The 12,163-nt window shown below is 65.8% G+C and carries 12 protein-coding genes; 7 read left to right on the forward strand and 5 right to left on the reverse strand.

Annotation, left to right across the window (positions count from 1 at the left end; translation table 11 throughout):
• Nucleotides 1-18: 18 nt before the first annotated feature.
• From AC5RUU_RS12535 to AC5RUU_RS12550, 4 genes are all read right to left on the reverse strand, one after another.
• Nucleotides 19-558 (reverse strand): low molecular weight protein-tyrosine-phosphatase, encoded by a 540-nt coding sequence (locus tag AC5RUU_RS12535; protein ID WP_493975701.1) that lies wholly within the window; start codon nucleotides 556-558, stop codon nucleotides 19-21.
• Nucleotides 559-692: 134 nt separating this feature from the next.
• Nucleotides 693-1,316 carry a LysE family transporter gene (locus tag AC5RUU_RS12540; RefSeq protein ID WP_493975530.1) on the reverse strand — a complete coding sequence of 208 codons (624 nt, stop codon included), beginning with the start codon at nucleotides 1,314-1,316 and terminating at the stop codon, nucleotides 693-695.
• A 70-nt stretch (nucleotides 1,317-1,386) separates the two neighbouring features.
• Nucleotides 1,387-2,205, reverse strand: coding sequence for a methyltransferase domain-containing protein (locus AC5RUU_RS12545; protein ID WP_493975531.1), 819 nt, complete (start codon nucleotides 2,203-2,205; stop codon nucleotides 1,387-1,389).
• Nucleotides 2,206-2,251: 46 nt separating this feature from the next.
• Nucleotides 2,252-2,764, reverse strand: coding sequence for a MarR family winged helix-turn-helix transcriptional regulator (locus tag AC5RUU_RS12550; protein WP_493975532.1), 513 nt, complete (start codon nucleotides 2,762-2,764; stop codon nucleotides 2,252-2,254).
• Nucleotides 2,765-2,950: 186 nt separating this feature from the next.
• On the opposite strand from AC5RUU_RS12550, the gene AC5RUU_RS12555 reads away from it, so the two are divergent.
• The 7 genes from AC5RUU_RS12555 to AC5RUU_RS12585 all read left to right on the forward strand — a co-directional run bounded on the left by AC5RUU_RS12555 (nucleotide 2,951) and on the right by AC5RUU_RS12585 (nucleotide 10,552).
• A complete protein-coding gene (locus AC5RUU_RS12555) occupies nucleotides 2,951-5,158 on the forward strand; it encodes an MMPL family transporter (RefSeq protein ID WP_493975533.1) in 2,208 nt (735 codons plus the stop codon).
• 185 nt (nucleotides 5,159-5,343) lie between these two features.
• Nucleotides 5,344-5,640, forward strand: a complete 297-nt coding sequence (locus AC5RUU_RS12560) for a hypothetical protein (protein ID WP_493975534.1) — start codon at nucleotides 5,344-5,346, stop codon at nucleotides 5,638-5,640.
• A gap of 252 nt (nucleotides 5,641-5,892) precedes the next feature.
• A complete protein-coding gene (dnaK, locus tag AC5RUU_RS12565; protein WP_493975535.1) occupies nucleotides 5,893-7,776 on the forward strand; it encodes a molecular chaperone DnaK in 1,884 nt (627 codons plus the stop codon).
• Between the two features lie 2 nt (nucleotides 7,777-7,778).
• Complete coding sequence (locus AC5RUU_RS12570; protein ID WP_493975536.1) at nucleotides 7,779-8,474, forward strand: nucleotide exchange factor GrpE; 696 nt, start codon at nucleotides 7,779-7,781, stop codon at nucleotides 8,472-8,474.
• Nucleotides 8,475-8,569: 95 nt separating this feature from the next.
• Complete coding sequence (locus AC5RUU_RS12575) at nucleotides 8,570-9,541, forward strand: DnaJ C-terminal domain-containing protein (protein ID WP_493975537.1); 972 nt, start codon at nucleotides 8,570-8,572, stop codon at nucleotides 9,539-9,541.
• 15 nt (nucleotides 9,542-9,556) lie between these two features.
• Nucleotides 9,557-9,982, forward strand: a complete 426-nt coding sequence (locus AC5RUU_RS12580; protein ID WP_493975538.1) for a heat shock protein transcriptional repressor HspR — start codon at nucleotides 9,557-9,559, stop codon at nucleotides 9,980-9,982.
• A gap of 183 nt (nucleotides 9,983-10,165) precedes the next feature.
• Nucleotides 10,166-10,552, forward strand: coding sequence for a hypothetical protein (locus AC5RUU_RS12585; RefSeq protein WP_493975702.1), 387 nt, complete (start codon nucleotides 10,166-10,168; stop codon nucleotides 10,550-10,552).
• Between the two features lie 69 nt (nucleotides 10,553-10,621).
• Here AC5RUU_RS12585 and AC5RUU_RS12590 read toward each other — a convergent pair whose 3' ends face one another.
• Nucleotides 10,622-12,031 (reverse strand): aldehyde dehydrogenase family protein, encoded by a 1,410-nt coding sequence (locus AC5RUU_RS12590; protein WP_493975539.1) that lies wholly within the window; start codon nucleotides 12,029-12,031, stop codon nucleotides 10,622-10,624.
• Nucleotides 12,032-12,163: the final 132 nt, after the last annotated feature.

Below are 12,163 nucleotides of genomic sequence, written 5' to 3' on the forward strand. Positions count from 1 at the left end.
GCAGCAGTGCGCCGGGGGTCAGCTGCCCTGCCGTTGCAGCTGCGCGTTGGCTGAGACGGCCGCTTTGATGTGGTCCACAATGCCGGGGAGTGCGGCATGGATCTGGTGCCAGACGGCGTCAAAGTCGGCATGCCCGCCGTACCAGGGGTCCTCGATGCCCTGATCCAGCAGGTCGCGGCCGGCCATGGCGGGGTCGAAGCTTCGGAGCATGCGGATCTTGGCCAGTGACTCCTGGTCCGGTGCTGCCTCGCTCAGCCAGGCGTAGTGGTCGATGTCGAGCGCCAGGATCAGGTCCCGTTCACGGAACCAGTCCGGGACCCACTCCCGCGCAATGTGCAGCTCGGACGCGAGCTGCGTGGCCGCCAGCCGCCGGGCGGCCCGGGGGTCGATCGGCCTGCCGGCCTCATAGCCCGTGGTGCCGGCGGAATCCACTACCGCCAGCTCGTCCAGCCCCGCGCGCTGGAGCGCCGCCCTCAGCATAAGTTCAGCCATCGGGGAGCGGCAGATGTTGCCGGTGCAGACGGCGATGATGCGGTATGGGCTCGACGCTGAGTTCATAGTGCTAAGCATGCGCGCTCCCAGGCCCTGTTGGCTAGCAGTGATTCACATTACTTGACCGGCTTGTAAAGATGCATGACCAGACGCTGAACGGGGTATGTAGCAACGTTGACGCGATGGTCAAGGTCTGTTAATCAGTGAAGAAGCGCAAGCAGGATCCCGACGCAGACAAACAGCACTCCGAACACCTTGCTGAGGACAAGTTGGCCCCGGTTTGTCTGGGTGAAGCGCTGGAAAGACCTCGCCGCTGCGGCGAAAAAGAACCACATCACCAGGATGTCGATGGCCACAATGGTTGCCGTCAGCACTGCGTACTGCGTCAACAGCGGCTGTTCAGGGCGGATGAACTGGGGCGTGAATGCAAGGAAGAAAACGATGGCCTTCGGGTTCAGCAGGTTGACCCAGAACCCGCGCCGGAAGATGGACCACACTGGCTCATTCCGCAGCGCCGCCATTTGCTCTTTTTCAACCGACGGCCTGCTCAGGAACTGCCGGACGCCCAGGTAGGTGAGGTAGGTGGCGCCCGCGTAGCGGATCACGTTGAAGGCCACCGGTGAGCTGGCAACCAGCACGCCCACACCCAGCGCCACGATCACCACGTGGACCACCAGGGCTGCCTGCTGTCCCAGGATTCCCCAGATGGACCTCCGGAAGCCGGCATTCAACGAGTTGCTCATGGTATTGATGGCTCCGGCCCCTGGTGTGAAGCTGATCAGGGCGCCGGCGCCTGCCAGGGCCAGCCAGAGGGAAAATTGCACCTGTCAATCCTACGCGGATACCACCCGGCGCCCGCGAAGCCGGGCGGACCGTCTGGAAACCCCTGGTTGCTTACGCCCGCGCGATGACCTCCCCGTTGGGGATCAGGAACCAGCCGTCGTCGGTAGAGCCCCAGCGGTGCCAGCCGGCGGATATCCGGGCCAGGTCCGCAGGGTTGGCAAAGCCGTACTCCAGCGCCTGTTCGGCAAAGGCGGAGTGCAGCACACGCTCGCCCCAGACGCGCGCTTGCCAGCGGCGCTGCTGGCCCGTGGCGTACAGCCAGTTGCTGCTGCTGGGGGCGACGTCGGAGAATCCTGCGGACTGTGCCCAGCTGACCAGCCGCCGCCCGGCGTCAGGCTCTGCTCCGTTGCGGCGGGCGATGCGCTGGTACAGTTCCATCCACTCATCCAGCTCCGGAATGGCGGGGTACCAGCTCATGCCGTGGAAGTCGGCGTCGCGGACGGCCACGATGCCGCCCGGCTTGGCCACGCGGCGCATTTCCCGAAGTGCCTCGACCGGGTCGGTGAGGTGCTGCAGCACCTGGTGGGCGTGGACGACGTCGAACGTCCCGTCCCCGAACTCCAGGTCATAGATGTTGCCGGCCACGAATTCCACGTTGGGGACCCGGCGTTCGACGGCGAGTGCCTGGGCCTGCGCGATGATGTCCGGTGAGCGGTCCAGGCCGGTGACCCTTCCGGGGTTTACGAGGGCAGCGAAGTCGCAGGTGATGGTGCCGGGGCCGCAGCCGACGTCCAGCAGGTCGGAACCCGGTGTCAGGTGCGGCAGGACGAATGCTGCTGAATTTTCCGCGGTCCTGGCGGCATGGGCGCGGACCACCGATTCGTGGTGGCCGTGCGTGTAGACATCTTCTTCAGGCTGCTGGGCACTCATAACCAAACGCTACCGCTCCCTGCGCAGCCCGGGGCGTTTTGGTTGGTTATCCCGCGGACGATTCTTCGCGCGCGGCCACCGTGGCTTCCACCATCGCGGTCAGGAACCTCGACACGGTTTCCAGTTCCTCCTCGGAAAATTCCGCCATGGCTGTGCCCATCCGGCGCGAGAGAGGCGCGAAGATGGCGCTGCCCTCCCGGAAAGCCTTGGGCGTCATTTTCAGCTGGACCTGCCGCCGGTCCGTGCTGTTGCGCTCGCGGACTACGTGCCCGGAACTGTCCAGCCGGTCAATCAGCGCGGTGGTGGCCGGCGAACTCAGGTGCAGCTCTTTGCGAAGGAGTCCAGGCGTCACCGGATTGCCCTTTGCCGTGTGGCGCATGATCACGGCCAGGGCGTTCAAATCCGTCCGGTGCATGTCCTTCCGGCCGCCGGCGGTGTCCACGTAGCGGTTGGCTTCGAGGGTGAACTCCTGCAGGAGCCGGACCAAGGGGTGCGGCCCGGCGTTGAGCCCGTCTCCCGGGGGAGGACTTGACGCGTCGGCGGGACCGTTGGCTTCCATGGCCCCCTCCTGAATTCGTCGCTGCGCAAATGCCGGAACCGCCCGGCCGTACTGACGGATACTACTTCAGCCGTGCCCTGCCTGCTTTCACTCAGGCGCCGTGGAAGAAAAGCTCGACTGCCACTTATCTCTATGATAGAGATAGTCTACTCTGGAACTTCTACTCCCGCCCATCCGGAAGGCACCATGAAACACAAGACCGTCAGCAGGGAACGGGTTCCGTTCTGGCTGCGCTGGCTGATCCCCGCCATCCTTGTCCTTGCCTGGCTGGCCCTGGCGGGCGTGGGCGGGCCAACCTTCGGGCGGCTTGAGGAAGTGTCCTCGAACGACCAGGCGTCCTTCCTGCCTGCCAGCGCCGAAGCAACGGCGGCCCAGGACTGGCAGGCCAAATTCCGGGACCAGGATGAGGTGCCGGCCGTTATCGTCATCGAAAGCGATGGAGCATTCACCCCTGCCCAGTTTGGCGAGGTGGCCGGCCTCGGTGCCGCGCTGGACCGGCTGAAGCTGGGCAGCGCCGTCATCGGCCCCATTCCTTCCGAGGACGGCCAGGCAGTTCAGTTCATTGCCCCGGTGGGTGACTCCGTCGAGCTGAAGGAAGCAGTCCAGGAGCTGAGGGACGCGGTGGCCGGGGCTGCGCCGGAGGGGATGCGGACCTTCGTCACCGGCCCGGCAGGCCTGGCCGTGGACCTCGCGGCAGCATTCGCCGGCATCGACGGGATTCTCCTGCTCGTGGCGCTGGCCGCGGTGTTCGTCATCCTGCTGATCGTGTACCGCTCCCTGCTCCTGCCCTTCATGGTGCTCCTGACCTCCGTCTTTGCGCTCTGCGCCGCCATCCTGCTGGTCTTCGGCATGGCCAACGCCGGGTGGATCCAGCTCAACGGCCAGAGCCAGGGAATCCTATCCATCCTGGTAATCGGCGCGGCCACGGACTACGCCCTGCTCTATGTGGCGCGCTTCCGTGAAGCGCTGACCCACACCACCAACCGCACTGCCGCCGTGCTGGCCGCATGGAAAGCCTCGTTCGAGCCCATTCTTGCCTCGGGCGCCACGGTGATCATTGCGCTGCTCTGCCTGCTCTTTTCCGACCTCAACTCCAACAAGGCTCTGGGTCCGGTGGCCGCCGCCGGCATCCTGTGCGCGCTGCTTGCCGCTTTGACTCTCCTGCCGGCCCTGATGGCGCTCCTGGGCAGGGCAGCGTTCTGGCCGTTCCGGCCACGGCTGGTACCCGCGGAGGAGCGCGAGCCGGAGCTGGTGACCGGGCTGGAAGGGCAAAAGGGGCTGTGGCGCGCCACCGGCGCCCTGGTGCAGCGGCGGCCGCGCACCATCTGGATTGCTTCGGTCCTGCTGCTGGCGGCGGCATCCGCCGGGCTCCTGCAGCTGAAGGCCAACGGCGTCCCGCAGACGGACGTTATCCTCACTGCCTCCAATGCCGTTGACGGTCAGGACGCGCTGGCGCGGCACTTCGATGCAGGCAGCGGCAGCCCCGCCGTCGTGGTTGTGGATGAAGGCAAGGCACAGGAAGCGCTGGCCAGCGTGAAAGCGGCCGACGGCGTGGGCGAGGCCTACCTGTTGTCCCGGGGCAGCGTGCCCATCACCGGAGCCCCTGGGGCTCCCAACGAACCCGACGTCCGCGAAGGCAAGGTCCTCATCAACGCCACCCTGAACTACGCAGCGGATTCCCTCGAAGCGGAAGAAGCCGTCAAGGGGCTCCGCGAGGACGTCAAGGCGGTGGACGCTGGCGCCCTGGTGGGCGGCGTCACCGCAACCGCCCTGGACACCAACACCACCGCCCAGCACGACCTGGTCATCATCATCCCGGTGGTCCTGGTGGTGATCCTCTTCATCCTGATGCTGTTGCTGAGGTCGGTGGTCGCGCCGGTCCTGCTGGTGCTCTCGGTGGTGCTTTCCTACGCGGCTGCGATGGGTGTTTCCGCGCTGGTGTTCAACAACCTACTGGGTTTCCCGGGCGCCGACGCCACTGTTCCGCTGTTCGGGTTTGTGTTCCTGGTGGCCCTGGGCGTGGACTACAACATCTTCCTGATGAGCCGCGTCCGCGAGGAGTCCCTCAAGCACGGCACCCGGCCGGGCATCCTGCGCGGCCTGGGCGTGACCGGCGGCGTGATCACTTCCGCCGGTGTTGTGCTGGCCGCAACGTTTGCCGCGCTGGGCGTCATCCCCATCATGTTCCTGGTGCAGCTGGCCTTCATTGTGGCCTTCGGCGTGCTGCTGGATACCGTGCTGGTGCGCTCGCTGCTGGTGCCCGCGCTCGCTTACGATATCGGCCCGAAGATCTGGTGGCCAGGCAGGCTGGCCCAGCCCGGCCGTGCCCTGGGGGGACCTCGTGCCCGCGAGCCCGGCGTCGAGCCGGAGGTCGAAGGGGTGAGCAGCCGCTAGCCAGTCAGTTTCCGGGCGCCCTGGCCCCGGGCGTTGGTGAGGGAATGCGGCTGCGTGGCGCTGCCCATGACGTTGCGGTTCCTGCCGTGAAACACTGCCGAATGAAAGCCCTGTCGGCCGAAACGCGTGCTGGATAGACTGCAATTGCGCCCGCGTGGACGCGGAACTCAAAGGAGAGATGCATCGTGACTGAGAACCAGGAATCCCCAGCCGAGCAGCCCCGCAAGGGGAGCACTGCCCCCGGACTGGAAGGTGAGGGTGGGCAGTATGTATCCGGGGACTATGGCGATGCCGGCTCCGTGGAGTCCCCTTCGGAAAACCTTGAGGACGGCGAGTACCAGGACGGCGATTACGGGGCGGCCGGTACGACGGGAGACGCCCGTTCGGAGGAGGGCATCCGCGAGCGGCTGACGGACGGCCAGGTGAACACCACAGCCGAAGAGCGTGGCCCTCTCCACGGTGACTCGGACGCCGAAAGATAAGACGCCACCGGCTTAGGCAGCCCGGCGGCAGGTTCTCCCGGAGCGAAACGGAGAGCCGCCGTCGGGCTTTCCTGTGCATGGAAACCGCGCCAGGTCAGGGAGCGGGCACTGCTGCAATACGGACCGAAAAGGAAAGTTGAGCGTACCGGACTCAACTTTGGTTGACATCCACCACACCCGGAGTAGAGTTGAGTGCAGAACGCTCAATTAGCGGGCGCCCAGCAAGTTTCCAAGGAAAGAAGGAAGCAACACATGTCACGTGCAGTAGGTATCGACCTCGGAACCACCAACTCCGTCGTCTCCGTTCTCGAAGGTGGCGAGCCCACCGTTATTGCCAACGCCGAGGGTGGCCGCACCACGCCGTCCGTCGTTGCATTCTCCAAGTCCGGCGAAGTCCTGGTTGGCGAGATCGCCAAGCGCCAGGCCGTCAACAACATCGACCGCACCATCTCCTCGGTTAAGCGCCACATGGGCACCGACTGGACCAAGGCGATCGATGAGAAGAAGTACACCCCGCAGGAAATCTCCGCGCGTATCCTCATGAAGCTGAAGAACGACGCCGAGAGCTACCTGGGCGAAAAGGTCACCGACGCTGTGATCACCGTTCCCGCCTACTTCAACGACGCCGAGCGCCAGGCCACCAAGGAAGCCGGCGAAATCGCAGGCCTCAACGTCCTGCGCATCGTCAACGAGCCCACGGCTGCGGCCCTCGCCTACGGCCTGGACAAGGGCAAGGAAGACGAGCTCATCCTGGTCTTCGACCTCGGTGGCGGCACCTTTGACGTCTCCCTGCTGGAAGTCGGCAAGGATGAGGACAACTTCTCCACCATCCAGGTCCGCGCCACCGCCGGCGACAACCGCCTGGGCGGCGACGACTGGGACCAGCGCGTCGTGGACTACCTGCTGAACCAACTCAAGGTCAAGGGCATCGACCTGTCCAAGGACAAGATCGCCCTGCAGCGCCTCCGCGAAGCTGCCGAGCAGGCCAAGAAGGAACTCTCCTCCTCCACCAGCACCAACGTCTCCCTCCAGTACCTGTCCGTGACCCCCGACGGCCCGGTCCACCTGGACGAGCAGCTGACCCGCGCCAAGTTCCAGGACCTCACCAAGGACCTGCTGGAGCGCACCAAGAAGCCGTTCCACGACGTGATCAAGGAAGCCGGCATCAAGCTCTCCGACATCAACCACATCGTGCTCGTGGGTGGCTCCACCCGTATGCCGGCCGTGTACGACCTGGTCAAGGAACTCGCCGGCGGCAAGGAGCCCAACAAGGGTGTGAACCCGGATGAGGTTGTGGCCGTTGGCGCAGCGCTGCAGGCCGGTGTCCTGAAGGGTGAGCGCAAGGACGTCCTGCTCATCGACGTCACCCCGCTGTCCCTGGGCATCGAAACCAAGGGTGGCGTGATGACGCACCTGATCGAGCGGAACACCGCCATCCCCACCAAGCGGTCCGAGACCTTCACCACCGCAGACGACAACCAGCCGTCAGTGGCCATCCAGGTCTTCCAGGGCGAGCGTGAGTTCACCCGCGACAACAAGCCGCTGGGCACGTTCGAGCTGACCGGCATCGCGCCGGCCCCGCGCGGCGTCCCGCAGGTTGAGGTCACCTTCGACATCGACGCCAACGGCATTGTCCACGTCTCCGCGAAGGACAAGGGCACCGGCAAGGAACAGTCCATGACCATCACCGGCGGCACCGCGCTCTCCAAGGAAGACATCGACCGCATGGTCCGCGACGCCGAGGAGCACGCAGCCGAGGACAAGGCACGCCGCGAGGCAACGGACACCCGCAACTCCGCTGAGCAGCTCGCCTACTCCGTGGACAAGCTCATCGCCGACAATGCCGACAAGCTGCCTGAAGAGGTCAAGACCGAGGTCCAGGCCGACGTCGACGACCTCAAGAAGGCACTTGAAGGCACCGACGACGGCGCGGTGAAGGCCGCCTTCGAGAAGCTGCAGGCTTCCCAGGGCAAGCTGGGCGAGGCCATCTACTCGCAGGCCGGTTCCCCCAACGGCGCAACCGGTGCCACAGGTGCTGAAGGCGGCGCTCCTGCCGGTGACAAGGCTGGATCTGCCTCGGGCGAAGAAGACATCGTCGACGCCGAGATCATCGACGAAGACGAAGCGAAGAAGTAACCATGCCGCATCACGGTAACGAGGAAGAGCACATCTCATCCGCGGGCCAGGAGCAGCAGGGCAACGGCCACCAGGAGCCGGTCATCCGGGACAACCGCAAGGTTGACCCGGTGACCGGGCAGGCACGGCACCCCGAGGGCAGCCAGTCCGCCCCCGGGGCCAGTGCCGACGACCGGGATTCCGACGGCGACGCGCTGGCCCAGGCCGAGGAGATCCTTAACGGCATTGAGGTGCCCGCCGAGGAATCCGTGGCCCAGGGGGTTCCGGCAGGCTCTGCCGGTGACGTAGAGGCGGCCGAGCTGAAGAACGACCTCCTCCGCCTGCAGGCTGAGTACGTCAACTACCGCAAGCGCGTTGAACGCGACCGGGCCGTGGCAGGGGAGATGGCCGTCATCGGCGTCCTGAACTCCCTGCTCCCGGTGCTGGACGACGTCGACGCCGCCCGGCAGCACGGTGACCTGGCCGACGGCCCCTTCGCAGCGATCGCCACCAAGCTGGAGAACGCGCTGAAGACCTACGGCCTGGTCCGCATTGACGAGACCGGTGTGGAGTTCGACCCCACCATCCACGAGGCCCTGATCCAGCAGCCGGGCGAGGACATCGACGTTGACACTGTCAGCCAGGTGCTCCGCTCCGGCTACAAATCAGGAGAACGCGTCCTCCGCGCGGCACAGGTCATCGTCGCTGTTCCTGCGTAGCATTACCCCCATCGAGATGACAGTTCGCGGCAGTGATTCGAGAGAACATTGGCGCGAACTGTCATCTCGGCACAGATTTTTGAAAGGAAACGCCATTGGCTAGCCAGGATTGGGTGGACAAGGACTTTTACAAGATCCTTGGTGTTGCCAAGGACGCTTCCGACGCCGATATCAAGAAGGCTTACCGGAAGCTGGCCCGCGAGCACCACCCTGATACCAACTCGGGGAACACAGCTTCCGAGAAGAAGTTCAAGGACATCTCCGAGGCCTACTCGGTGCTGTCGGATCCCGACGAGCGCCAGCAGTATGACGCCATCCGTGCCATGGGTAGCGGTGCACGCTTTGCTCCAGGCAGCGCCGGCGCGGGCAACGGCGGTTTTGAGGACCTGTTCGGCGGCCTGTTCACCGGCAACACCGGCCGGCACGCGGGCGGCTTCAACCCTTCCGCCGGCGGCATCCCGCCCGAGTTCGCCGACCTGTTCGGCGGCGGGTTTGGCCAGACGGGCTTCCAGCGGGCACCCCAGAAGGGTGCGGACCGCAGCGCCACCACCAGCATTTCGTTCGCCGGCGCCATCCGCGGCACCACTATCGGCCTGCGGGAACCCAGCGGCGAAGTGATTGACGTGCGCGTCCCCGCCGGTATCAAGGACGGCCAGAAGGTCCGCGTCCGGGGCAAGGGCCAGCCGGGCCCGGCCGGCAACGGCGACCTGGTGGTTGCCGTTTCCGTGAAGCCCCACGAGTTCTACACGCGCGACGGCGACAACCTCCGCATCCACGTTCCCGTCACCTTCCCGGAGGCTGCCTTGGGCGCCGACATCGAGGTGCCCACCATTGACGGCGAAAAGGTGCGGGTCCGTGTTCCGGCCGGGACGCCGTCGGGCCGGACCCTGCGGGTGAAGGGCAAAGGCGTGAAAACGTCGAAGGGGACCGGGGACCTGCTGGTGACCATCGACGTTGCGGTTCCCAAGAACCTGAACAAGGATGCCGAAGCCGCGGTCAAGGCCTTTGCCGAGGCCACGGCAGGTGCCGACGTCCGAGAGGGCTTGGCCGCCAAGGCCCGGCTCTAGCAGCGGAGGTGTTCCGTGGACATCAACGCTGACCAGCCCATCTTCGTGATTTCAGTGGCGGCGGAACTGGCGGACATGCACCCGCAGACCCTCCGACAATACGACCGGCTGGGGATCGTCAAGCCCAGCCGCGCGCCGGGGAAGTCCCGCCGGTACTCGCAGCGGGACGTCAACATGCTGCGCGAGGTGCAGCGGCTGTCCCATGAAGGCGTCTCCCTTGAAGGGATCAAGCGCATCCTGGAACTCGAAAACCAGGTGGCCGCCTTGCAGCAGCGCGTCTCCGAGCTCACCGAGGAACTTGCGCGGCGCCCGCAGGCTTTTGATTCCCGCATCTTCGCTGCAGGTGCGGCGGGCGATGTTGTGAGCCTGGCCCGAGGCCAGCGTCCCCGTCCCAGGTCGCAGGCGGTGGTGCTGTGGCGGCCGCGCGCCATCGGGCAGTAATGGGACGCAGGGCCGCAGGTAGCTGAATCTGGCCCGGGCCAAAAATAGAGTACCCACTACTGGTGACCCTTCCGTCCCCGGAAACTTCAATGGAACCACCGCTGGATCAGCAGTGGTTCCACAAGTTTCTGGGGGGTTTTCGATGTTTGGTTCTCAGTCCAAGGCCCGGCCATGAGTCCGGGAATGGAGTCGGTGGCCGCCTTCAGCGGCTCGGTTCCCGGCCAGGTCCTCCTCGCCCTCGGGCAGACCGTTGTGGTGGTGTGCGTCTGCTTCGACATGGTGCGGGCACTGTCCGTTCCACGGTCGCACCGGCGGTACGTCGCCAGCACCGTGTTCCGGACGCTGGCCATCCCGTCCATCATCGCCAACGGACTCACTGTGTTGATCGCCTTGGTGGTGGCTTCCTGGGTGGACGTGGTCATGGGCATGTTCGTGCTGGTGGCCATCATCTTCCGGCTGCACTACGACAAGGACGAGGACAACTGGTGGAAGGGCAAGGGCAAGAAACTCGCCCGCTGGGCCCGCCGGCAGTTCGCCGTCCGGTCCGCCGCCGCCCCGGTGATGGGGTAGTTGGGTCACCGAAAAGCCCGGGAGCCCCGCACACCCGGTGGCATGCGGGGCTCCCGTTTCCACTGACTCTTAGCCGTTGATGACCTGCGGTACGCCGAGGTGCTTCAAGCCTTCGACGCCGAACTCCAGGCCGTAGCCGGACTGCTTGGCCCCGCCGAAGGGGATGCGCGGGTCCACGACGCCGTGCCGGTTGATCCAGACGGTGCCGGACTGGATGCGGGTGGCCACTTCGCGGGCGGCCTTGAGGTCGGAGGACCAGACGGAGGCACCGAGGCCGACGTCGAGGGCGTTGGCCTTTTCCACTGCTTCATCGACGGTGCTGTACCGGATGATGGGCAGGGCGGGGCCGAACTGTTCCTCGGCAACGAGCGGGTTGTCGTTGCCGATGTCCGCCACGAGCGTGGTGGGGTAGAAGTAGCCGGGCTGGCTGGTGTCCGGGTTGCCGCCCAGGAGGACGCGCGCTCCGGAAGCCTTGGCCGCCTCCACAAGGTTCGCCACGACGTCGTACTGTGCCTTGTTCTGCAGCGGGCCCAGGACGTTGTTCTCGTCCAGGCCGTTGCCCATGGGCATGGCCTTGGCCACGGTGGTGAGTTCCTCGCAGACGGCGTCGTAGATGTCGTCGTGGACGTAGAGGCGTTTGAGGGCGGCGCAGGTCTGGCCGGTGTTCAGGAATGCGCCCCAGAAGAGGTCTTCGGCGATGGCTTTGGGGTCGGCGTCGGGCAGGACGATGCCGGCGTCGTTTCCGCCGAGTTCCAGGGTGAGGCGTTTGACGGTGTCTGCGGAGGATTTGATGATGGCGCGGCCGGCGGCCGTGGAGCCGGTGAACATGATCTTGCCGATGGCGGGGTGGTCGGTCAGGCGCGCGCCTACTTCGCGGCCGCAGGAGACCACCGAGAGGACACCTTCGGGCAGTTCCTCGTTCAGGACCTTGACCAGGGCCAGGACGGAAAGCGGGGTGTTGCCGGAGGGTTTGACCACCACGGTGTTGCCCATGCGCAGGGCGGGGGCGATCTGCCAGATGGCGATCATCATGGGCCAGTTCCAGGGGCCGATGGCCGCGACGACGCCAATGGGTTTGTAGTGCAACTCAGCCCGGGTCTCGCCGTCGTCCACGATCGTTTCCGGTTCCAGCGGCAGGTTGGCCGTGGCGCGGAGCCAGGCCACACAGGCGCCTACTTCGAACCTGGCGTTGGGGCCGTTGAGGGGTTTGCCCTGCTCGCGGGTGAGGAGCTGGGCAAGTTCCTCGGCGGAGCGTTCGACGGCGTCGGCCGCTTTGAGGAGCGCGGCGGACCTGGCGTCGTGGCCCAGCGCGGCCCAGGCCGGCTGAGTTTCAACGGCGGTGGCGACAGCCTCCTCAAGGAATTCGAGCGTGTGCACCGGGGCTTCGCCTACCGGTTCGCCCGTTGCCGGGTTCAGGATGGTCCGGGCGGGGCCGAAGGTGGGCGTGATGGACGCAAGGAGCGCATCGTAGGTTTCCAAGGGATACTCCACTTCGAGTAGGCAAGGGCGCCAGCCGGGCGGCGTAGCGGGTTACCCCCCAGTGTGGTTGACGTCCCCGCCTGTTCTCTTGTCGCTGAGTGCAGGACCCTTGGCGTGGAGGGAACGCGTTGT

Source organism: Arthrobacter sp. K4-10C, assembly GCF_059090085.1.